The following is a 20,643-nucleotide window of genomic DNA, read 5'->3' as shown; positions in this document are numbered from 1 at the left end:
AGGGTCAACTCTCGCCAAGCTTTAAGAAAGCAGCCATACTCGGCGCGTTAGAGTCGGTGTGCTCAGACTGACCCTGGAGACGGTGTCATGGTGGAAACGGTCAGCGCACAGCCGCTGCCAGCAAATACGCAAGGTGGAGCTGCCCCCCAGGCCCTGGAGCCGGGCACCGAACTGCGTGCGAAGGTGGAAGCCAATCTTCCGGGCGGTGTCGTCCGCTTGTCGTCTGATGCCAAATCGATCGATCTTCGCGTGCCGTCTCCCTTGCCTGTCGGAAGCAATGTTACGCTCTCGGTTTCCGGCACCCGGCAACAGCCCGCTGTTGTTCTAACGCCCGACGGCAGTACGGCGAAACCTGCAACACCAACGCCGCCGCAAAACACCGGTCAGACGGTCGCGCCCCAGCCCACAACAGCAAATCCGCAAACTCCGGCATCCCAACCGGCTGCATCCGCGCCGCTGCCTCAGGCAAATCCTCAGGTGCCGCAACAAACACAGCAACCAACGCAACAGCTGCCGCAACAACCGGCGCAGCAGACTGGCCAGCAGTTGCCGCAACAAGCGCCTCCACCAACCGGGCAGCCGACCTTGCCACGGCCCGCACCTGTTTTGGCTCAGTTCCTTCAGGCAACCGGCGTTCTGCCGCAACCCGCCCAACCGGGCGGTGCTGTTCAGCCCCAACTTCCCGGCCAGATCCTGACCCAGCCTGCCGCACCGGGCCAACCCGCTGTACCAAATCAGGCCCAGGTTCCCGGGCAATTGCCGGCAAGTGCGGTTCTCCCCCAACCGGGGCAACCAGCAACCCCTTCAGGCAGCGGACAGGCTCCTCTGCCGGCACAAGGGGCGGGAGCCGGTGGTCCGGTTGCCGGTGCGCCAATCATAAGCACTGGGCAGGGCACCGTCGTTCCGCCGTTGCCTTCTGGCGGTCCGGCCCCTGGAACGCCGGGCGCTCCAGTCAGCGCGCAATCCGGCCCACAGACTGCGGTCTCCGTGCCTTCCGGGACTGGTGGACCGACCCCTTCGCAAGGAGCCAGTGCGCCACTACTAGGAGGATTGGTATCCGGCGCGCAAGCGACCGCGGCGCAAGTCTCTGGCCCGCAAGCGTCTGGTCCGCTGCAAGCTGGTGCGACTTCGCCAACGCAGGTGCCAGCAGGAAGTTCGACGCTTGCCGCAGCACAGGCAGGCACCCAGTTGCCAGCCGCCGGCGGGGCTCCACTGCAATCGCCCGGCACTGGCCCGATACCGACCGCACCGGTGACACCGCAGACCGGGCAGCCGTTGCCCGCCGGTTTACCAGCTGGGGCGCCAACCGGTACAGGAGCGCCCGGCGTTCCCCCCGCTTCGGGCCGGCCTGCCGCGGGTCAAGCGATCCCGCAGACTGGTGCTTCTCCAACATCTGTGACATCAGCCTCAGCGCAAGCGGGCGTTTCCACCCAAGCGTCAGCCTTACCCCCGCAAGGAGCGCCGCCGGGTGGGGTGATCTCTCAAACAGTATCAACTGCAGGGCAGGGTGGCACTGTTGGAGCCGGATCCGTTCCACCTCCCGCCGCGGGCGGGCCACAGGGCGCGGTGCAGCCGGGCGGGCAGGCTTTGCCTCAGCCCGCAGTCAATCAGACTGTTGTGGCTCCTCAATCAAATTCAACGCCCGCATCTGGGACAGCGGCCCAGAGCGCCAATGTTCAAGCGGCTCCCCCTCCGCCGGTCAGCGCCAGTGCGCAATCGCAGGCACAGGCTTATGTTTCCGCAAAACCTGGCATGGCAACGCCCGGTCAACCGGCCATTGCCTCTCAAGGGAGCGGTCCGGCAGCTTCAACGCCGGTCCAGCAGGCCGCGGCGGCCTTGCGACAGCCTTTGGCAGAACAGCAGGCCAGCCTCGGCAATCTTTTTGCTCAAATCGGGTCCTTGATGTCGGCGCAGGCGGCCGGAAAGGCCTCCGTTCCTGACGCGGTGCAAAAGGCCATGCAGCAGATTTTGGGACTGCGCCTGAACTCCGGACAACCAATGACCGGACAGTCCTTGCAGCAGGCCGTCCGCTTGTCCGGTCAGGGCGGGGAGGGACGGTTGCCGTTGCCAGCAGGCGCGCAACAGTCTCCTGTGCCCGATCTGAAGACCGCTCTTTTGGCATTTCGCGGCTTGCTGCAAAGCCTGGGTGCGGAACCTGCTGTCCGGTTTCCAGCACGCCAGCCAGCTCCGGCCTCCCGCTCTTCTGGTCCCCAAGGCCAGGCCCCGCAAACCTCAAGTGGCTATTGGGCCGGGTCCGCGCCGCAAAATCTGCAGTCGCTGCTTCAGGAAACAGACGCTGCATTGGCGCGCATGCGTCTCACTCAATTGACCAACGCCGGTCTCGCAGGCGATGACGGCCCGCAGGCCGCAGCCGCCAAGCCCATGGACACCGTTCTGGAGTTGCCGCTGGCGCTCGGCCAGGACACGGCGGTCATGCAAATGCAGATTGGCCGCGATGGCGGGGGCAACAGCGCAGACGAGGATGAAGAACCGGCCTGGCGGCTGCGATTTGCACTGGATCTCACCGCAACCGGTCCGCTCGAAGCGGCCGTGAGCCTTCGGGGCGGTGGGACTTACATCTCCCTTTGGGTGGACCGCAAGGAGACACTTGATTTGCTGGCGGGTCTTCAGGAAACGATGGAGGCGGCCTTCGCCGATGCCGGGCTGGACCTTCAGGAACTGCGCTTCATCCGCGGCCTTCCGCCAAAAACTGCTGCCAAATATGGCGCCCTCATCAACCGCCAATCGTGAGAGTGTCCATGACCACGCCGACGAAACCCGAAAAAATCGCAGTTGCTCTGGAATATGAAGATGGCGGCGCGCCGGTTGTCAGCGCCAAGGGAACGGGCACGGCGGCCCAGCGGATCGAGGACATAGCCCGGGAGGCCGGAGTGCCGATCGAGCAGAACCCGATGATGGCCGAGGCGCTGTCGCAGATTGAAGTCGATCATGAAATCCCGATGGAGCTTTATCAGGCCGTCGCCGTTCTGATCGGCTTCATCATGCGCACCGGTCAAGCGCAGCACCCCAAGGCGCCGGGCGAGACAGAAACCTGATCACGACGACGCAGCGTCAATGGTCAAGCCGCGGTCAATTTGCTTAGGAGAGAGGCACCGACAGGCCTCGCTCTCCGCTCCTTGTGCGAAAGCGCCAGCTTCGGGCAAGGAAAGCCTTGCAGTAAAACCAATTCCCGACTAGGCATCAGGGCTGCAAAAACCAGCGCTCCGGCTGTCCGGCCGTGACCTTCCAAGCGAGCGCTTTTGACGAACACAGGATTGAACGCCCCATGACGATTGTCGACGTACGCACTCCCGACCCGAAGAAATTCATCAAGGGCGCGACCGGCGACTGGGAAATCGTGATCGGCATGGAAGTCCATGCCCAGGTCACCTCCGACGCCAAGCTCTTTTCCGGCGCCTCGACCGAATTCGGACAGGATCCGAACAACAACGTTTCGCTTGTCGATGCGGCGATGCCCGGCATGCTGCCGGTGATCAATGAGGAGTGCGTCCGCCAAGCAATCCGCACGGGCCTCGGCCTCAAGGCGGAGATCAACCTGAAATCCGTCTTCGACCGCAAGAACTACTTCTATCCGGATCTGCCGCAGGGCTACCAGATCTCCCAGTTCAAGCAGCCGATCGTTGGCGAGGGCAAGATCCTTCTGGATATGCCGGATGAGCAGGTCGAGATCGGCGTTGAGCGTCTGCACCTGGAACAGGATGCTGGCAAGTCCCTGCACGACCAGCACCCGTCCATGTCTTTTGTCGACCTGAACCGGTCAGGCGTTGCCTTGATGGAGATCGTGTCCAAACCGGATCTGCGCTCGGCCGATGAGGCAAAAGCGTATCTCACCAAGTTGCGCACCATCCTGCGCTACCTCGGTACCTGTGACGGCAACATGGATCAGGGTTCCATGCGCGCCGACGTCAACGTGTCGGTCCGCCGTCCGGGCGGCGAATTCGGCACGCGCTGCGAGATCAAGAACGTCAACTCCATCCGCTTTGTCGGCCAGGCGATTGAATATGAAGCACGCCGCCAGATGGCGATCCTGGAGGATGGCGGCACCATTGATCAGGAAACCCGTCTGTTCGACAGCGTGAAGGGCGAGACCCGGTCCATGCGCTCCAAGGAAGAAGCGCACGACTACCGCTACTTCCCGGACCCGGACTTGCTGCCGCTGGAATTCACGCAGAGCTTCGTCGATAAGCTGGCCGCTGACTTGCCAGAACTTCCGGACGACAAGAAGGCCCGGTTCGTCAAGGATTTTGGTCTGACCGCCTATGATGCCGATGTTCTGGTTGCCGAAAAGGCGTCAGCAGACTTCTTTGAGGAAGTTGCCAAGGGCCGCGATGCCAAATTGGCCGCCAACTGGCTGATCAACGAGCTGTTCGGCCGCCTGAACAAGGAAGGCAAGGATCTGGAGACCTCTCCAGTCTCAGCTGCTCAACTTGGCGGGATCATTGATTTGATCAAGGCGGGCACAATCTCCGGCAAGATCGCCAAGGACGTCTTTGAGATCGTCTGGACAGAGGGCGGTGACCCGGCCCAGATCGTTGAAGACCGCGGCATGAAGCAGGTGACAGACCTTGGCGCCATCGAGGCGATCGTTGACGAAATCATTGCCGCCAATCCGGACAAGGTCGAGCAGGCCAAGGACAAGCCGAACCTCGTCGGCTGGTTCGTCGGCCAGGTCATGAAAGCCTCAAAAGGCAAGGCCAACCCGCAAGCGGTAAATGATCTTTTGAAGCAGAAGATCGGCCTGGAATAAGGTTCGCTTTTTTCGGGAAAATGAAGAAAAGGCTCCGGATTTTCGGGGCCTTTTTTGTTTTTGGGTAGAACTACCGGCCGCGGCTGCCAATTCTCCTCGGAATCCACTTTAGTCGGTCTAGGCGATCTCATGGACATCTGCGCAGGCGGATGGTCCTTTGCACCGTCGCTGTATTCAACCTGAAAGAATATAGTATGACGATATTTGTTAAATTGTATGCAAAGTGATCACGTGTTGCCCAACAATTGGGCCAAACCTGTCAGCCCGATACCGAAACACTAGCAGAAACGCTTAGTCCTGCGGGTGGCACAAGTATTGCCAAGCGAACCGTATCCAAACGGGGGCGCTTGATGACAACGAGATACGGCGAGCCGGACCTGGATCATGTTTGATCTCAGGTTTTTCGAAATTTATCGCAATCCAGAATATTTGCTGCTTTTGGGAGAAGGCGCGGCCATGAGCGCCACGTTGACAATCGGCGGCGGCATGGCGGGCTTTCTGTTCGCGGCACTCCTGGCCGCCGTACGTCATTACAAGATCGCTTTTTTCGCCGAGATTGCCGCAGTCTATGTGGAGTTTATCCGCAACACGCCACTCATCGTACAGATGTTTTTTGTGGCCTTCGGATTGCCGCTGCTTCTTGGATATCAGTGGCCCTTCTGGGCCCATGCATTGCTCGCGTTGACGCTCAATTTCTCAGCCTATTTTGCGGAAATTTTGCGGGCCGGGCTTGCAGGTTTGGGGGCGGGGCAAGCGGAAGCTGCTGATGCGCTTGGGCTACCGAAATGGCTCGGGTACGTGAAAATCCTGTTCCCACAGGCGGTAGCGTCGATGTTCCCGTCGCTCAACAGTCAGTTCATCTTTTTGTTTTTGACAACCGGCGTGATCTCCGAAATCGGCGTGACCGATTTGACTTGGGCAGGGCTGTTCATCGACAGCCGCAGTTTTCGATCCTTTGAAGTCTTTTTCACCCTGACGATCATCTACATTCTGATGTCCTTGATGTTCAAAGGTCTGCTTGGGGTGCTTTACGGCCGCCTGTTCAAATGGAAGGTGGTCAGATGAAGGACGCTTTTGTCGCCGTTTTTGGCAAACCTTTCGGGATCGTCCTGTTTCAGCTTTTGGAAGCGACCCAGTTTACGATCTATCTGTCCCTGATCGCCTTTGTCGGCGGTGGCCTCATCGGGTTGGCGGTGACCGCCGCTCGGGTGTCGCCCTACAAGCTGATCGACCGGACTTTCATGGCCTATACGTGGCTCTTCCAGTCGGTTCCGCTCTTGATGCTCTTGTTCCTGCTGGGGCTCGGAGCCCCGCGGCTTTTTGAAATCCAGATCGATCCCTGGCTTGCCGCTGGCATAGCGTTGACGCTCTACACCAGCGCTTACTTGTCAGAGGTGTGGCGCGGGGCCATTACGGCTATTCCCGACGGCCAGCGGGAAGGAGGAAAGGCGCTCGGTTTGACGCTTTTCCAGATCATGCTTTTGATCATCCTGCCGCAAGCCTTCCGTCTGGCAATCGCCCCGACCGTCGGGTTCATGGTCCAGATCATCAAGGGAACGTCGCTCGCCTATATCATCGGGTTCCACGATCTGATGACCATTGGCAAGCGGTGGGCGAACTCTCCGGTGCCCGGCACTCAACCATTCATCATCTATCCGATGATGGCGATGATCTACTTCTCGCTTTGTTTTCCGTTGTCCTTGTGGGCCCGGCGTCTTGAAAAGCGCCTTGGGTCCGCATCGTCCAAAGGTGGGGCAACCGCTGCTGCCTAAAGCCTCCCAAATCACCACCAAACCAGGGAACTCAAACATGTTCAAGAAACTTGCAGGAGCGGCTGGTATAGCCATTACAGCCCTGACACTGGCAATTGCACCAGCGTCTGCCGAACTGAAGGACATTCTGGAAGCGGGTACAGTCAAAATAGCCATTCCTGAAAATTTTCCGCCTTTCGGTTCGCTCGGCGCGGAAGGTGAGTATGTCGGCTATGATGTTGATGTCGCAAAAATGATCGCAGAAGACCTCGGCGTTGAACTGGAACTGGTTCCAGTGACTTCAAAACAACGCATTCCGTTCCTGGAGACCGATCGGGTGGATCTGGTCATCTCCACTCTGGGCGCAAATCCTGAACGCGCCAAATCCATCTGGTTTTCTCATGCCTACGCTCCCTTCTTTTCGGGTGCCTTTGCACAACCGGATGTCAGCGTGACAACCATTTCTGATTTTGCCGGCAAGAAAATCGCGGTGACCGGCGGGACGCTCGAAGATCTCGCGATCACTGAGGACGCTCCGGAAGGGGCGGAGATCATCCGTTTTGGTGACAACGCCGCCACGATCGCAGCATACGTTTCCGGTCAGGCAGATGTCATTGTCACCGGTAACATGGTTGCTCTCGGCATCTCCAATGACAATCCGGATTTCGACCTCGAAACCAAATTCGTGATCGCGAACTCTCCGTCGTTTATTGGCGTGAAAACAGGCAACATCGACCTCTTGCAGTGGGTCAATGTGTTTGTTCTGCACAAGAAGCTGAACGGCAAATTGAATGAACTGTCTGAAACATGGCTGAAAACACCCCTGCCGCCGCTCCCGACGCTGTAAATTTCAGGCCAGCTATCAAAAAAAACGCGCGTTGCAAAGCGCGCGTTTTCCTTTGGCAATCTGCTCGGCGTTCAATTTCGTCTAGTCGGTAGCCGGCAACCGTGTTTCCAGTCCGTACTTTTTCGAGGTCGCATTGAATTTCCTCGTGACCGCAGCGCCAAGATCGATGCCCATCTGATCGGCGAGCAGATCGAGGGCAATGATTGCATCAGCCATTTCATTGGCGACATCTTGAAGATCTGCTGTGGAGCCCTTGATGCCACGGGTTCCGCGCAAATATTTCTTCAAGGCTTCCGCGACTTCCCCGAATTCCCCGGCAACTTCCAGCCCGCGAAAGGCGACGTCGGCCTGATCATTGCCGGGCCACTCTTTCTGGCGGGTGATGTTGGCCTCACGCAGATCGGAAAATTTCATGGGTTTGGCTCCAAGAGTGTGGGTAAGCAGATAAAAGAAGCGGCAGCGCACACCCCTTCGCAAGGCTCAAGCGACTTGTCAATTTGCCGGACATGGGAATCGGGGTACCAACGCCGCAGGTCTTTTTGCCAAACGCCAGCGATACCCATGATCAAAATTGAAAAAGCCACCCATAGCCACTTGGCCGATATTGTTGCCATCATCAATGCCGGGGCGACCAGCGTCCGGAAGGGCAAGGAGTTCGGCAATACTGAGGAGTATCGACCGGCGTTCGAGGCTATGCTGGCGGCTCCCGAAATGGACATCTACGTCGCGCTGGATGCGGCAGGCGAGGTGATCGGCACCTACCAGATCCATTTTCTCAAAGGTCTTGCGTTTCAGGGCCGGCCGCGGGTGGAATTGGAAAGCGTCCATGTGCGTGCGGATCAGCGGGGCTCCGGCGTTGGCAAGCTCATGATGGCCCATGCCGAGAGACTTGCTGTCGAGGCTGGGGCGTGTCTCGTTCAGCTCACGTCAAACAAGGAACGCGAAGGCTCCCATCATTTCTACAAGCGTCTCGGCTATGATCAGAGCCATTTGGGCTACAAGAAAATGCTTATCTGACCAGCGCTTCAAAAGGAAATGCCCGCCGCCCGGTCCGAAAATGCGCCACACATTCAAAAGCGGACAGAGCAAGCGGGCTGTGGCCAAACCTTTGAACTTGGCAAAGCAGTCGGCGTCTTACTTCACGCGGCTCCAGGTCTCGCCTTTACAGATCAAACCGCCCATGACGCAGCCTTCCAGCTTCAGCTTGTTGGCAGACGTCAGTTTGATGAAACCGGTATAGGTCTTGCCGTCTTCCGCGTTATAGACTTTGCCCTTCCACTGACCATCTGTACCGGTCGGCTTCATGGATTGAACGATCTGAACGCCAAGCAGCGGGCGGCTGCGTTTGGAAGCGTCGGGGTTTTGCGTGTCATTCCGCGGATCGCGCAGCCAGATGAGCTTGCCGCATAGCGCGCCACCGCAGGAGCTGATGCGGATTTTTGACGCTCCGTTTGGGCGTTCCCAGTCGCCCTTGGCATCGTCGGCAAAAGACGGTGCAGTGGTAGCTGCGAGCAGTCCGGCAGCCACAAGCGCGGCCGCGGCGTTGAATTTCAACATATGTTCCTCCCAAAGCGGAATAACTTCCGTTTACGGAAAGGGAATGTATCGTGGTATTTCCAGGTTGCATACCCGTAACGTAACGTCATATGCGCGACTTTTTGCAGTGCTGCGTACACGAGCACGCAATATTTTGGTCCAAGAGGCACGGGCGAAATGTCATGCAGCGCTATGGAAGCGTCCTGCTGATCTTTAAACTGGCTAATTTTAGCAGGATTGAAAACCGGGGGCGGGGACCATGTAATAGGGTATCAATCGTCCTCCGTAATTTGGGCAGGCAGCTTGTACATTCGAAATGCCGTCGGTCTTGTCGTCATAAGCCTGACCCTCTTCGGGGTCAGCACAAAACCCTTGCATGCCAACCCAATCCGAGCGGCCACCGACGAATGGCCGCCATTTCGCATTTTAACCGACGAGGGTTTTACCGGGCTGGACCTTGATCTCATCCACGAGGTCGGGAAACGGATTGGAACAGAGATTGACGTGGTGAGAATGCCGTGGGGCCGGGGGCTGGCGTCCATGCAAACCGGGGCGGTCGATGTCATGACCGGCTTGGCCTACCGCAAGGAGCGGGCCGAATACATCGCTTACACGGACACACCCTATTATGCGTGCGAGACGGCCTTTTATACGCCCGCGTCCCGCCCGGTCAGCATTACCTCTTATGAGGACTTGCGCGAGCATACGGTTGGGTTCGTCCTGCATTCCGCCTATTTCGAACAGTTTGATCAGGACACAACGCTCGACAAGCTGGGTGTTGCGGCCGAAAACATTCTTATAGATATGACCAAGCGCGGGCGCCTTGATGTGATGATCGGCACCGACTGCCAGGTGGACTATTACCTCAAGACCCAAGGGCTCGGAGACCGGATCGTCAAAACCGAGTACCGCCCGGGCAATACGGTCAATCTGTTTCTCGGCGTTTCCCGGCAATCTGAGTGGGCAGAGCGGGTGGATGAGCTCAATACCATCGTGAAAGACCTGGTCGATGAAGGCGTCGTCGATGCGTTTGCCCGCCGGTACTACGACAATCCGTCCTAAGTCGTCTCACTGATCACCATCACGACCTGATCCAACAGGGGCTTTTCCAGCGTGTGGGGCAATCCCTTTACGCCTTGAAGACAGCTCTCTTCACGGCTTGTGTTTCTCCTGTTGTTGGCTGAAAAAAATGCTCAATCGATCTTTTGGTGAATCCAATATGAATCCATCCTGTCAAATTTTGCGATAATGTTATTGAAAACACACAGCAATTCGTAACGCTATGGTTGTCATCCGGTAAATTTCAGACTTACTTAAATTATTGTTCGGATTTCATTAAATCTGTTTTTTAACTGCCTCTTTAAGCGCTCCTGATGAAGTAACCCTCATGAAACGGCGGGAAAAGCTTCAGATAAGCTTTCGTTTCTAGGGAAGTCTTTTAGAAAAAAAGGGGAGAGCGTTATGGCTCGCTATGAAATACATTCCGACGACATGGCCATCATGGGTGAAAAGCCGATGACGGCTGAAATTCTGTTCCAGATGGGCCTGGACAGCGCCTGTGGCCGTCACGGCACGACAGACCTCGTGACAGCGCACAAGTGGTTCAACATTGCGGCTTTGAAGGGCAACCAGGAAGCCGTGCGCTATCGCAAGGAAATCTCCGGTGAAATGAGTTCCTCCGAGATCGCAGAAGCGCAGCGCTCTGCGCGCGAATGGCTGTCGATGCATTGATTGCGTGCAAGGCTGCCGGCCAAACGGCACCTTCATCCAACGGTCTATCCTGACGCGGCGCAGATGTTATCGCCGCGTCACCACATTTCAGCACTCAATGAACTGCAGCCAGTCCATGGTCGGCCCAGAGGGTTTCGGGGACCGGCGGACCGAGGACAAATTGAAAATCCATCACCCGATCGCCCGCCTTGTTCAACTGGCATCGGTAGGTGAGTTCATACCAGTTTCCCTGGCTGCGCACAGCGCCCGCCGGAGCGAAGAGTTCCAGACCGTTTTGAACCGTAGCCTTAAGGGCATAGGGCACCAGCCGGTCTGGTCGAAGCCCTTGCGAATGCGCCCCCACTTGCTCCATCGCTTCCAGAGCGCAGAACTGAAGCCGTGAATTGCCAACACCATCAACATTCGATCTTTGCTAAAAGCGCCTTCAGTTCATGACCCGGTGGCGGTTGAGAATCTGTTCGTAAGTGCCATCCGCTTTGATTGCCTCAAGACCGCTCTTTAAAGACTGGATGAGCTCCGGGTCGCTGTCTTTGTTGATGGCCATGTAAAGACCGCCGCTGATATCGTCCAGCCGATAGATCCGATCAAACAAAGCCGGATCGATGTCTTCCAAATCGAGGTAGTACTGGAAAGCGGCTTCGTCGAAGGCGATAAGATCCAGCCGGCTGAGCGCCAGTTTCCGGATGTTCAAGACATCTTCACCCACGATATCGAGATTAGTGAAGTTCTGGCTCTTAAGATATTGGTAAATCACGTCTTCGACTGAAACGCCGATGCTGTAATCCTTTGCATCGGACAATGACTCGACCGTCAGATCCGTCCTGCTCGCCAGTTTGTAAAGGGACGTGTTGTAGGGTGCGATGACGCCGATCTACTCAAAAAGATCTTCCCGTTCCGGGATCCGGCCGATCGAAAAGATCACCGTGTTCTTGGTGTTCTGCGCGGTCAGGTAGGCCCGAGCCCACGGCAAAAACAGGAATTCGGCGGTCAGTCCGGCTTGTGAAAGAACCGCCTGGACAACCTCGCTGGAGAGACCTTGGGCAAGGCCATTGTCCGAATAGTTGTAAGGCGGAAACTCCTCTGTAACGATCGTCAGGTCCTGCGCCCGGACCGGGAGCGCAAAGCACATGAGGATCAAGGCCGCGCGCAGATGGCGCGCCAGTGAGGAAAGATACGCGGAAACCATGGCTCAATACCGCCGCAAATCTTGAACGCCCGCAAGCTGTGAAATCTGTCAGGAACCGCGGTTTTGGTATCGAGTTGGCACTTTGCGTGCCGGGATAATTCACGCGCAATCGAACCTGCGCGCGGCCAAAACCCCAAAATATCTTGAAACAAACAGGCGCGTCCTGGCGAAGTTGACCGCCTGAAATCAATCTCCCGGATCCGGCACTTCTAAGTTACCGTTGCAAGACTTTCGGGATTGGCGGTCAAACAGGCAGGAACCGCACCGTGTGTGCCGGGGGAAGACAGAACCGGTGTCTGTTCGTGGAAAAACTGGGCCAAGTCAAAAATCCCCTTGAACTCATGGATTTTTGTTCGTACACGGGGCCTACCGGAGAGGTGGCCGAGTGGTCGAAGGCGCTCCCCTGCTAAGGGAGTAGGCGGGCAACCGTCTCGAGGGTTCGAATCCCTTCCTCTCCGCCACTTTCGTTCGGTCTCTTGATTTTGTTAAAAATCAATCACTTAGACAGTAGTGATTTTGAGCGCCCACACACGTTTTCCCCACACGCTTTGGAGTGTCAGACCGGCTCTACCCGTCTTCTGTGAAGAAGTCCTCGTCCAGCCGCTGGATATGAATCGTTTGCTGCGTCCGTGTACCGACACCGTGTTCGATCATCAGGTCGGCCAGTCTATAGCCGTCGATCAGGATGACCCTCTGGGGCAGATTGTGGGCATACTCCACGGCTCCTCTTGAGAAGCCCGAGGTGGTCACGAAGACGCCTTTGGTCGCTCCGAGGCCCACCAGCGAGCCGACGAAGCCCTGCACTTCGGGTCGGCCAATGGTATTTCCTTCGGCATACCGCTTGGCCTGGACGTAGATTCTGTCAAGGCCCAGCCGGTCCTCGTTGATGATCCCATCGACACCGCCGTCCCCGGACCGGCCCAGCTGTTCGGCAGCGTTCTTGTGGGAGCCGCCATAGCCCATGGCCACCAGAAGGTCGACAATCAGCTTCTCGAAGAAGGCCGGAGTGTTCTCCCGGATGCGGTCGAGGAGATCCGCCCTCAAGGCGGCGTTTAGGGACCGGTAGGCCTCGCCGATCTGCTCTTCCGGTGTCGAGGATGACCCCGCCATCAGATCTGAAGAGGGCTCTTCCGTTGGCTTCCCGTCGTTGTCTCCGGAGGATTGTCCATTCCTGCCGTAGAACTCGGCAAAGACCGGGATCTGCATCAGGCTTTGCGTGTCCAGTTTCTCCGGATTGCTGGCCAGAAACCGTCTGCCCGCCTCGGAGGCAATGAAGCGGCCACGAGCGGGGCTGTCGATCAGACCGGCCTTGCTCATGTAGAACTTCGCCCAGTGGACCCGGTTATGCAGCACCCGTTGGCGGCCGCTTGTGAGCAGTTCCTCGCGGTCTTCCGCGCTCAGCCCGAAGTCATCGGCAATCCTGTCCGCCAGATCCGGCACCCGCTGTTCGCTTTCTGCCGCATAGCGTAGGACCGGGAGCATCAGCGATTGATAGTCGGGAATGGTCATCTCAGCGCCCTCTGGCAAGGCCGGGAAAGCCTTTATACCACTCGCTGTGTTCACCGCCATGGTTGTCCATTCCCGGCTTCGTCAGCGCCCCCCTTGGCGCCGCATAGCTGTCGATGCGCCGGACCGGGTTCTCCCGCCAGTTGAGGTTCACCGCCCACAGCCTGGGGAAGAAGTAGAGGGAGTTGTAGGGCAGATGGTCATGGATCCACCATGCCAGCTTGCGCCAGTCACCCTCCTCTTGATGCCGGTCCCACACCCACGGCACGACCACACAAGCCGTCGCGCCCATGTGACCATCTGCGTCCCGGTAATCCCAGATGTGGCGGGCATGGTTCGAAACGTTGCTGCCGCAGTTGTGGCCGTGGTCGTTGCCATAGCCATTCACTTCCGGAGACCGGTAAGCGGAGCGGATGGCGACATGGCCGAAGGTTGCACGGAGCGGCTCCAGAAGCTCATGGCAGAGCCTTGTGCCCGCCTCGATGGCCAGATCGGGATGATGGGGGATGTTCGGTATGCCGTAGAAACTGGAGATCTCCGAATAAAGAAAATCCCGCATGTAGAAGTTTTCAGACAGACGAACACGGCCCAAGTCCTCAAGAGCTTTCATCGAGCCCGGTTTTTTCATCCCCACCTCTTGTACATCATGTTTCATCAAGCCGTCTTTAGGGCCCAAGTGCCGCGCCTTGATCCGTCAATGGTTCCCTCGCGGCGCAGATCCCATCGTGCGAACCGGACTTTCTTTTCAAATAGAGGCTCACCATCTGGTGTGGTGCCATTGAGGTCCGTCTCAGGGATCGGACAATTGGATGCAACCCATGCATAGACCTGCCTCGGGGCGCTTGGCCCTAGTTGTGTGAGCGCGGTCACAACCCAGTCTTTATACGTTTCGCGAGTAACATCAGCCATTCGCCTTCCTCCGGCCCCGCTTGGGCTTGGGTTGAGCGGCGCGGTCGGCCTTGATGCGCTCAAGGAGGGTGCTGGCGGGTTCGTCGTTGGGGTCCTGGGGGACGAGTTCGCCCCGGAAGGCCTTGGCGAGGATGGCCTCGTCCAGCTTGTCGGTCAGCTCCAGCGCTCGTTTGGCCTCCGCCGCCAGCCGGTCGGCCTTTGCGAAGTGCTTTTTAATCACAGCAACACAATCCTGCTGGGTGCTCATTGACCATTGCGGAAGCTGTAATGCTTTGAACCGCTTTTGGGTAAGGTTTAGGCCACTATCGTTGCCACCTGTTTTGAGACGCTCGATTTCCAACATCAGTTCTGGTGAATTCATCAGAAACACAAAAAGCTCGGGATCAAAGTTTTCAGTCAAACGCAAGCGGTAGGCCTTGTCGCAGAGCATGAGATTTGGTCGAGTTTTAGCCACGTAGCAACATACGCCACATCGAACACGTGGCCCGGCGCGAGTGATCAGAATATCGCCTTCGTTAATTTGTAAGTGATGGCGGGGCTCTAGAAATTCCGGAAGAAGCTTGTTCTCCTCTGGGAAGAAGTCGATGGCCTGAATGGAAGTTGTCGTGATCACCGCCCATTGATCGTCTACAGTTGCGGGGACACGTTCACACTTCGGGCTCCAACCTTGGTCGAGTTCGGCGGTTATTGCATCGACAGAAACAACCTTGAGGGGTTCATCTGACTGTAGCTTCGTCAGCTCCCCCGAGAATGCCTTGGAGAGCACTGCCTGTTTGTAGCGGGTGACGAGGGTGTCGATGCGGGAAAGGTCCTTGCGGGCGCGGGCGGAGCGGGCGCTCAAGGCGTCCAGCTTGGCGACAATCCGCTTCTGCTCGGCCAGGGGCGGGAGGGGGAGCTTGGTTTCTTCGAACTTTCCCTTTGTTACATGGCGTAGTCCGACACCTCCGTGCGCCTTGCCAATCAGCTCTTCGAGCTTAAAATTTATCGCAGTCTTGAAGAACTGCCGATCAAGGTTCTCATCGTTGAAATTCACTTTGAAGATGTGCTGGTTGAGGACAGCTTTCCCCTTATTCCAGACATGCGCACCAAACGAGGTTCCGGGGGTTCCCGACCATGCGAAGAGAAGTTGGCCATCATCAATCAAAAACTTGGGCTCGACCTCGCCGCCAAAGTGATTGTAAGACGCATTAGGTTTATTGAGGTTTTGTATCCGTACAATTGGAAGGCCTTCAGAAGACCAATCACTTGGTTTAAATGCCTTTCCATTGATAAGGTCGCAAAGGCTGCCGACTTCCGCCTCAACCCACCCCCTCAGTAGCTCGCTCATTCCGCCGCCTCCGGCGTATCGACCGTGTCCACCTCTTCCAGCTCGGTACTCAGTGCCTCGATTTCCACCATGGCCGCCTGAAGGTGTCCAAGGATCGCCGCCGCGATGTCTTCCGGCTCCGTCAAGCCCTCCTCGGCTTCCTCTTCCGCCTCGCGCAGCCAGGAAATGTCCAGATTGTCGCCCCGGGCTGCTATATCTTCGCGTGAGAAACACCGCCAGCGGCCCTCTTCGCCCCGATCCTCGCCCCGTTCTTTCCCGTGAGGATCGGGGCCAAAGGCTGTCTCGAAGTCCTTGAAGTGGTTTTCTGTCAGCTGGTTGGTCTTGCCGAATTTAGGCATCTGGGCTCTGAGGTCATAGACCCAGACTTCGTCCGTGTTGCCGCTCTCGGTCTTGCCTCTGGTGAAGAAGATGACGTTGGTCTTCACACCTTGGGCATAGAAGATGCCGGTGGGCAGACGCAGGATGGTGTGCAGGTCGCACCAGTCCATCATCATCTGACGCAGCGCCTTGCCGCGTCCGTCCTCGAACAGGACATTGTCCGGAACGACAATCGCCGCCCGGCCGCCCGGCTTCAAGGACCGGATGCAGTGCTCAACAAACGGTAGCTGGTAGGAGGAAACGGCAGCTGTCACCGTCAGATCGTCCCGTGTCGGGGCTCCGCCCGCCGGGCCAAAGGGTGGATTGGTCAGGATCAGATCGGCCTTGCCCAGGCCCTTGCCCTTGTCGGACAGGGTGTCGCCAAGATCGACATGATCACTGTCGAGATTGTGCAGATAAAGGTTCATCAGGAGCAGGCGCAAGGTGCCCGGCACGTTCTCCAGCCCGTGAAAGGCCTGATGTTTCTGGAAGGCCTGTTCCTTTTCGGAGAGATCGAAATAATCGTCCGTTGCCGCCCGCATGTGCCTGTCGGCGGCGATCAGAAATCCGCCGGTGCCGGAGGCCGGGTCCTGAATGACCTCGCCGGGTTTGGGCTGCATCAGGCGGACCAGCACCTCGATCAGGACACGCGGGGTGAAATATTGTCCCGCGCCACGTTTTGTTTCTTCCGCGTTTTTCTGGAGAAGCCCCTCGTAGAGATCACCGAACTGGTCCCGTTCTTCGGAATACCAGTCAAGATCGTCAATGGCGGTGACGATGGTTGTCAGGTTCTGCGGCTCGCGGATGAAGGTAGAGGCGTTGTCGAAGATCGCCTGGACCATGCGCGGATGTCCGGCCTCCGGGTCGCCCAGTTTGGTCAGCGCTTCGCGGTAGACCCTGAGTTTTTGCAAGGGTTCGGCCTTGACCAGAGCGTCCCAGCGGTATTCTGGCGGTATGTTGCCGTCTTCGCGGTCGCGCTCGGCCATCATCTTCAAAAACAGGAGATAGGTCAGCTCGGTGACGTATTGCTGGTAGGTGATCCCGTCCTTGCGCAGGACCGCGCAGAGGCGCCAGAGTTTCTGGACGATGGCATTGGCGTTCATGGCTGTGTCATTCTTTGTTTGAAAGCGTTCGGGATGGCTTAGCGGGTCTCAAGGCAGCTGACCAGATCAGGCCGCCGGGTTCCCCCAGATGGCGTCGTTGAAGTCCTGAAGGACGCTGGCGAGATCGCCATCGAATTCCTTGGAAATGCGTTTGAACCCGCCCTTTTCAGAGAACTCTCCGGCGTCGAGTATCGACGCATCTGCGACTGGTTTGTATCGCAACTGCCGACCAATGCGCCGGAGCCAGTCCTTTTGACGTTTGGTCCAGTCGCGCGAGGCCTCGATCTTCTCGATGGCCGCATCCACCCGTTTCTCGTAGGGCACCAGGGGATCGCCCAGCGCGGCCTGGCGGACAAAGCCGATGATATGCGCCGCAATGTCGGCATTCCGTGCCTTGCCATAGGCAGCCCTTAGCATCCGCTCGGAGTAGTTCTGCTCGTCCAGCATGGCGGCGAGGTCGGAGAGTTCCTTGCGGGTGAGGTCCCGGGGCTTCTGGGTGACGGCTACCAGGGCCGGGATCTTGTTCATGTTGTCGCGCACATACCGCTCGAAGCCCTCGATGTAGTCTTCCGGCTTGGTGTTCTTGCCGAAAATTTCTTCGATGCGCTTGAGCTCGTCTTCATGAGGCGAAACCACAACAGGGTCTTGTGGTTGTTTAGCTTTCTTCTGGTTGCGCTCCAGCATTTCCAAAGCGCGAGGATAGGTTTTCAACCATTCCGACACCTCTGCGCCTGATCTGGTCGACAGATCATGGATGGCGGTGTCCGGATGCTGGCCGGTGTAATACTCGAAACTTTCCCGGGTTTCGTCATCAAGGCGGCTGGCGAGGCTACGCATCTTGACCACGACCTGTCCCGCAACCCACTTGGCATCCTCCTCGTCCGGAGCGTTAAAGAGGTCTGTAACCAGCTGGCTCAATGGAACATTCGGCTTAACCACTACGGGCCGCATGTCCGACATTTCTTGCAGTTCGGCGTATAGATCGACCGCATCGAAGATCTTGAAGTGGTCCTTGCCAATGTCGGAGCAGAGGCGCGTTGCGCGGCCAATCATTTGGTCATACAGGATTCGACTCTTGACCCGACGCAGGAACACGAGGTTGCAGATCGACGGCACATCCACGCCTGTCGTAAGAAGATCTACCGTGACAACGTACTTCGGGTAGGAATCATTTTTGAACCGGAGAATCCAGTCCTGGGCCTTATCGGTTTTTCCTGTAATCTTCTGAACCAGGCCTTGCGGAACGGCAGAGGTACCGTACTCGTCGATCAGCTGCTCAGTTAGGAGTCGGACCACATCATCTGCATGGTCGTCCCGCGCTGCGTAGATCAGCGTCTTGCCAGGAGCATCCGGAGGAATTTCTCGGGCGAGAGCCTGACAAACAGCACGGTTGAAGTTCTCCGAGTAAACTCGTCTGTTGAAGGCCGCCAGATCATAGTCAAGTGTTACTTCGTCTTCGAGAGTGAAAAGGTCGATCTCACCGGTCTTACGGTCGATAATCTCAACTTCCTCGCCGCCTTCGAAATGAATGCCTGCCTCAGAAAGAGCCGTGACAATCCGCCTAGGAGGCAAATGATCGATCAAATAGCCCTCAATGACCGCCTGACGATAGCCGTAGTGATAAACCGGGTGGCCGAAGATTTCCCGTGTGTGTAGTGCCGGGGTGGCCGTCAGCGCGACCTTCACAGCATCAAAGTAGTCGAGCACCTGCCGATAGGCGGACTGGTAGTCTTCCAAGGTGCGGAAGGTGATGTCCGCTTCCCGGAGTTCGGCATCCAGCGTGTAGCCTCTGTGGGCTTCATCAACGATGATGCAGTCATAGGTGCCGGGCGTGGGCCGCTTGGTGACATCGTCTTCATTCAGGATGCGGGCAATCAGCGACTGAACGGTCGCCACTTGAACCCGCTGCTCAGGCTCGGGCATCTTCTGATCCAGACCCGCGACACCATAGATCTGCGCGAAGTTGAGCATCCCTTCCAGCTCAGTGGTCTCCAGCGCATCTTCAGTCTGTTTTCCCAGCGCCTTTCGATCCACCAGGAACAGGATACGGCGGAAGCGGGAGTGCTTCAGCAGCCGGTACATGAGCGCGATACTGGTCCGTGTCTTGCCCGTCCCGGTGGCCATGGAGATCAGGACATCGCGTTGGCCGTTCTCGATGGCTTCTTCAATCGCCTCGATGGCCTCTTCCTGATAGGGGCGTAGCTTGCCCTTTCCGAACCTTTCCTCTGCGAGCCCTTGAGCTGCCGCGTCAACGTCCGTCTCTAGCTTATCCATGAGATCGGATGGCGAGAACCACTGTGGCAGAGCATCGGGCTGGTTTTTCTGATGGCGCAGATCGCAATGCCAGATGCCAGATTTGGTCTTCCATTGCCGGACAAACGGTCGGCCATTCGTGGCGAACGCAAAGGGGACCCGGTAGGGATCATCCAGTCCGTGCTTCCAGGGGGCACCAACCACCAGGTTCTCAGGATTGAGATGAATGCCCTTCGCATAACGCAGCGCCTGGGTCAGAACACCAGGAACATCCGCTGCCTCACGCTTGGCTTCGATGACACCGACACAGACTTCACCGACGAACAAGGCATAGTCCACGGGGCCGGTCTCGGTTGGCCATTCGGAGATGGCAAGGTTTCTGCCTTTCTCCGGACGTGCTCCCTTGGAATGGGTGAGGGTGTTGCTATCGGCTTCCCAGCCCATGTCGATCAGCTGGACATCGATGAGAAGGCGGGTGTCGGCCTCATCTAATTCCAGATTACTGGCGGCTTCCCGACCAGCCTGTTTGATCTCAAGCTGCAGTTGTTCAGGATCTGTCTCCGCCTTCTTCTGAAGCTCTGCGAGTTGTTTGGCGAGATCTGCTGCTGTGGCTTCCTGTTCCAGCGCTGACTGTTCCCAAACGGCGCTGTCCTCTGTGGCTTGGCGGGCCAGCTCTTCGAGAGCTTCGCGAGCTTTCTTGTGTTCTTCCGTCTCCTGCTGGGCAGATGCGAGCGCCGCTTCTTTTGCCCGGACTTCGTTACGAAGCTCTTCCAGGCTGGCCTTGAGGCTCTCATCTGCTTCTTTAGGATCGCGCGGAGGAACGAAAGGTCCTGGCTTGAACCCCGGATCCCGTCCAAAGGACCGGCGGTACCAGACGCCCAGCGCCCGGCAGAACTTAAGTGCGGAGAGAGCCTCTGAAGGGGTTCCGGCTAGATCGTGAGCAGCTACGTTGCCGCGTTTGCGGACAGCATGGAAGACATCAGCGACCTCGCGGGGCAACACCTGACGGGCCGTGAGCTTCCGCAGGAGGTCGTGCGTGGTCTCGCGCAGATCCGGCTCGTATTCACCGGACATCGCTGCGACTTCCTTGACCATGAACTCCGCGAACTGGCGGCTCTTGATCAAGGACGTGTTGGCGTCTTGTGCAAAGAAATGCTCGGCCAAAGTGCCCAGCTTGTGGAGCTGCGGGCTCAGAGCTTCAAGATGATCAAAATTCGTGGACGGCATCGAAGAACCAATTCAGAGCAATGAGTTACCATTGCCTGACCTTGAGGTGGTGTCAACACTGTCTTCAACCGTTGGCATTTATCCGGCGTTTGAATATTTCTCCCGGATTTGCGACCGCTTCTCACCGGGAGCGGAAACACAA

General features: G+C 57.6%; 20 protein-coding genes and 1 tRNA gene. 10 read left to right on the top strand and 11 right to left on the bottom strand.

All coding sequences use genetic code 11. From position 1 onward, the window contains the following. Positions 1 to 87 precede the first annotated feature (87 nt). From fliK to AC0J4F_RS20870, 6 genes are all read left to right on the top strand, one after another. Complete coding sequence (gene fliK / locus AC0J4F_RS20895) at positions 88 to 2,751, top strand: flagellar hook-length control protein FliK (protein ID WP_473024565.1); 2,664 nt, start codon at positions 88 to 90, stop codon at positions 2,749 to 2,751. An 8-nt stretch (positions 2,752 to 2,759) separates the two neighbouring features. Beyond that, entirely contained in the window at positions 2,760 to 3,056 is a 297-nt protein-coding gene (locus tag AC0J4F_RS20890; RefSeq protein ID WP_422024488.1) for an EscU/YscU/HrcU family type III secretion system export apparatus switch protein, read from the top strand. A gap of 230 nt (positions 3,057 to 3,286) precedes the next feature. Then, positions 3,287 to 4,768, top strand: coding sequence for an Asp-tRNA(Asn)/Glu-tRNA(Gln) amidotransferase subunit GatB (gene gatB / locus AC0J4F_RS20885; protein WP_133950842.1), 1,482 nt, complete (start codon positions 3,287 to 3,289; stop codon positions 4,766 to 4,768). A 456-nt stretch (positions 4,769 to 5,224) separates the two neighbouring features. Next, positions 5,225 to 5,833 carry an amino acid ABC transporter permease gene (locus AC0J4F_RS20880; protein WP_473024563.1) on the top strand — a complete coding sequence of 203 codons (609 nt, stop codon included), beginning with the start codon at positions 5,225 to 5,227 and terminating at the stop codon, positions 5,831 to 5,833. Continuing rightward, the gene (locus AC0J4F_RS20875; RefSeq protein ID WP_209002472.1) at positions 5,830 to 6,540 is read left to right on the top strand and encodes an amino acid ABC transporter permease; all 711 of its coding nucleotides are present in this window, start codon (positions 5,830 to 5,832) and stop codon (positions 6,538 to 6,540) included. The genes AC0J4F_RS20880 and AC0J4F_RS20875 overlap by 4 nt, the downstream gene beginning before the upstream one ends. Before the next feature lie 37 nt (positions 6,541 to 6,577). Then, positions 6,578 to 7,366, top strand: a complete 789-nt coding sequence (locus AC0J4F_RS20870) for a transporter substrate-binding domain-containing protein (RefSeq protein ID WP_473024562.1) — start codon at positions 6,578 to 6,580, stop codon at positions 7,364 to 7,366. Positions 7,367 to 7,447: 81 nt separating this feature from the next. Here the strand turns inward: AC0J4F_RS20870 and AC0J4F_RS20865 are convergent, their stop codons facing one another. Beyond that, on the bottom strand, positions 7,448 to 7,780 hold the full coding sequence (locus AC0J4F_RS20865; protein ID WP_473024560.1) for a MazG-like family protein: 333 nt from the start codon (positions 7,778 to 7,780) through the stop codon (positions 7,448 to 7,450). A 147-nt stretch (positions 7,781 to 7,927) separates the two neighbouring features. Here AC0J4F_RS20865 and AC0J4F_RS20860 point away from each other — a divergent pair, with 147 nt between their 5' ends. Further along, the gene (locus AC0J4F_RS20860; RefSeq protein ID WP_473024559.1) at positions 7,928 to 8,383 is read left to right on the top strand and encodes a GNAT family N-acetyltransferase; all 456 of its coding nucleotides are present in this window, start codon (positions 7,928 to 7,930) and stop codon (positions 8,381 to 8,383) included. Positions 8,384 to 8,500: 117 nt separating this feature from the next. On the opposite strand, the gene AC0J4F_RS20855 is transcribed toward AC0J4F_RS20860, so the two are convergent. Next, complete coding sequence (locus tag AC0J4F_RS20855; protein WP_133950830.1) at positions 8,501 to 8,923, bottom strand: DUF2147 domain-containing protein; 423 nt, start codon at positions 8,921 to 8,923, stop codon at positions 8,501 to 8,503. A gap of 282 nt (positions 8,924 to 9,205) precedes the next feature. Between AC0J4F_RS20855 and AC0J4F_RS20850 the strand changes: the two genes are divergently transcribed. Both AC0J4F_RS20850 and AC0J4F_RS20845 read left to right on the top strand, forming a co-directional pair. Continuing rightward, positions 9,206 to 9,964, top strand: a complete 759-nt coding sequence (locus tag AC0J4F_RS20850; protein WP_473024558.1) for a substrate-binding periplasmic protein — start codon at positions 9,206 to 9,208, stop codon at positions 9,962 to 9,964. A gap of 429 nt (positions 9,965 to 10,393) precedes the next feature. After that, entirely contained in the window at positions 10,394 to 10,633 is a 240-nt protein-coding gene (locus AC0J4F_RS20845) for a hypothetical protein (RefSeq protein WP_055671222.1), read from the top strand. A gap of 94 nt (positions 10,634 to 10,727) precedes the next feature. Here AC0J4F_RS20845 and AC0J4F_RS20840 read toward each other — a convergent pair whose 3' ends face one another. From AC0J4F_RS20840 to AC0J4F_RS20830, 3 genes are all read right to left on the bottom strand, one after another. After that, a complete protein-coding gene (locus AC0J4F_RS20840; RefSeq protein WP_473024557.1) occupies positions 10,728 to 10,985 on the bottom strand; it encodes a DUF930 domain-containing protein in 258 nt (85 codons plus the stop codon). A 72-nt stretch (positions 10,986 to 11,057) separates the two neighbouring features. Further along, a complete protein-coding gene (locus tag AC0J4F_RS20835; protein WP_473024555.1) occupies positions 11,058 to 11,432 on the bottom strand; it encodes a hypothetical protein in 375 nt (124 codons plus the stop codon). A 72-nt stretch (positions 11,433 to 11,504) separates the two neighbouring features. After that, positions 11,505 to 11,819: a transporter substrate-binding domain-containing protein gene (locus AC0J4F_RS20830; RefSeq protein ID WP_133950822.1), complete on the bottom strand. Its 315-nt coding sequence runs from the start codon at positions 11,817 to 11,819 to the stop codon at positions 11,505 to 11,507. 371 nt (positions 11,820 to 12,190) lie between these two features. On the opposite strand from AC0J4F_RS20830, the gene AC0J4F_RS20825 reads away from it, so the two are divergent. Further along, positions 12,191 to 12,280 (top strand) — tRNA-Ser (locus AC0J4F_RS20825). A gap of 106 nt (positions 12,281 to 12,386) precedes the next feature. On the opposite strand, the gene AC0J4F_RS20820 is transcribed toward AC0J4F_RS20825, so the two are convergent. The 6 genes from AC0J4F_RS20820 to hsdR all read right to left on the bottom strand — a co-directional run bounded on the left by AC0J4F_RS20820 (position 12,387) and on the right by hsdR (position 20,501). Beyond that, positions 12,387 to 13,388 (bottom strand): restriction endonuclease, encoded by a 1,002-nt coding sequence (locus AC0J4F_RS20820; protein WP_473024554.1) that lies wholly within the window; start codon positions 13,386 to 13,388, stop codon positions 12,387 to 12,389. After that, positions 13,330 to 13,953: a hypothetical protein gene (locus tag AC0J4F_RS20815; RefSeq protein WP_473026455.1), complete on the bottom strand. Its 624-nt coding sequence runs from the start codon at positions 13,951 to 13,953 to the stop codon at positions 13,330 to 13,332. The genes AC0J4F_RS20820 and AC0J4F_RS20815 overlap by 59 nt, the downstream gene beginning before the upstream one ends. A 26-nt stretch (positions 13,954 to 13,979) precedes the next feature. Then, on the bottom strand, positions 13,980 to 14,234 hold the full coding sequence (locus AC0J4F_RS20810) for a winged helix-turn-helix domain-containing protein (RefSeq protein ID WP_473024553.1): 255 nt from the start codon (positions 14,232 to 14,234) through the stop codon (positions 13,980 to 13,982). Then, complete coding sequence (locus AC0J4F_RS20805; RefSeq protein WP_473024552.1) at positions 14,227 to 15,561, bottom strand: restriction endonuclease subunit S; 1,335 nt, start codon at positions 15,559 to 15,561, stop codon at positions 14,227 to 14,229. Before AC0J4F_RS20805 ends, AC0J4F_RS20810 begins: the two co-directional genes overlap by 8 nt. Next, on the bottom strand, positions 15,558 to 17,021 hold the full coding sequence (locus tag AC0J4F_RS20800; RefSeq protein ID WP_473024551.1) for a class I SAM-dependent DNA methyltransferase: 1,464 nt from the start codon (positions 17,019 to 17,021) through the stop codon (positions 15,558 to 15,560). The genes AC0J4F_RS20805 and AC0J4F_RS20800 overlap by 4 nt, the downstream gene beginning before the upstream one ends. A 66-nt stretch (positions 17,022 to 17,087) precedes the next feature. Next, on the bottom strand, positions 17,088 to 20,501 hold the full coding sequence (gene hsdR, locus AC0J4F_RS20795; RefSeq protein WP_473024550.1) for a type I restriction-modification system endonuclease: 3,414 nt from the start codon (positions 20,499 to 20,501) through the stop codon (positions 17,088 to 17,090). Positions 20,502 to 20,643: the final 142 nt, after the last annotated feature.

The organism is Roseibium sp. R5 (genome assembly GCF_055755305.1).
Note: the sequence above shows the minus strand (reverse complement) of the source record. Positions and strands in the feature narration are given on the sequence as shown.

Excerpts from the sequence above, each read along its gene's own strand:
- fliK (WP_473024565.1), top strand. The coding sequence starts at position 88 with ATGGTGGAAACGGTCAGCGCACAGCCGCTGCCAGCAAATACGCAAGGT.
- AC0J4F_RS20890 (WP_422024488.1), top strand. The coding sequence starts at position 2,760 with ATGACCACGCCGACGAAACCCGAAAAAATCGCAGTTGCTCTGGAATAT.
- gatB (WP_133950842.1), top strand. The coding sequence starts at position 3,287 with ATGACGATTGTCGACGTACGCACTCCCGACCCGAAGAAATTCATCAAG.
- AC0J4F_RS20880 (WP_473024563.1), top strand. The coding sequence starts at position 5,225 with ATGAGCGCCACGTTGACAATCGGCGGCGGCATGGCGGGCTTTCTGTTC.
- AC0J4F_RS20875 (WP_209002472.1), top strand. The coding sequence starts at position 5,830 with ATGAAGGACGCTTTTGTCGCCGTTTTTGGCAAACCTTTCGGGATCGTC.
- AC0J4F_RS20870 (WP_473024562.1), top strand. The coding sequence starts at position 6,578 with ATGTTCAAGAAACTTGCAGGAGCGGCTGGTATAGCCATTACAGCCCTG.
- AC0J4F_RS20865 (WP_473024560.1), bottom strand. The coding sequence starts at position 7,780 with ATGAAATTTTCCGATCTGCGTGAGGCCAACATCACCCGCCAGAAAGAG.
- AC0J4F_RS20860 (WP_473024559.1), top strand. The coding sequence starts at position 7,928 with ATGATCAAAATTGAAAAAGCCACCCATAGCCACTTGGCCGATATTGTT.
- AC0J4F_RS20855 (WP_133950830.1), bottom strand. The coding sequence starts at position 8,923 with ATGTTGAAATTCAACGCCGCGGCCGCGCTTGTGGCTGCCGGACTGCTC.
- AC0J4F_RS20845 (WP_055671222.1), top strand. The coding sequence starts at position 10,394 with ATGGCCATCATGGGTGAAAAGCCGATGACGGCTGAAATTCTGTTCCAG.
- AC0J4F_RS20840 (WP_473024557.1), bottom strand. The coding sequence starts at position 10,985 with ATGGAGCAAGTGGGGGCGCATTCGCAAGGGCTTCGACCAGACCGGCTG.
- AC0J4F_RS20830 (WP_133950822.1), bottom strand. The coding sequence starts at position 11,819 with ATGGTTTCCGCGTATCTTTCCTCACTGGCGCGCCATCTGCGCGCGGCC.
- AC0J4F_RS20820 (WP_473024554.1), bottom strand. The coding sequence starts at position 13,388 with ATGGCGGTGAACACAGCGAGTGGTATAAAGGCTTTCCCGGCCTTGCCA.
- AC0J4F_RS20815 (WP_473026455.1), bottom strand. The coding sequence starts at position 13,953 with ATGAAAAAACCGGGCTCGATGAAAGCTCTTGAGGACTTGGGCCGTGTT.
- AC0J4F_RS20810 (WP_473024553.1), bottom strand. The coding sequence starts at position 14,234 with ATGGCTGATGTTACTCGCGAAACGTATAAAGACTGGGTTGTGACCGCG.
- AC0J4F_RS20805 (WP_473024552.1), bottom strand. The coding sequence starts at position 15,561 with ATGAGCGAGCTACTGAGGGGGTGGGTTGAGGCGGAAGTCGGCAGCCTT.
- AC0J4F_RS20800 (WP_473024551.1), bottom strand. The coding sequence starts at position 17,021 with ATGAACGCCAATGCCATCGTCCAGAAACTCTGGCGCCTCTGCGCGGTC.
- hsdR (WP_473024550.1), bottom strand. The coding sequence starts at position 20,501 with ATGCCGTCCACGAATTTTGATCATCTTGAAGCTCTGAGCCCGCAGCTC.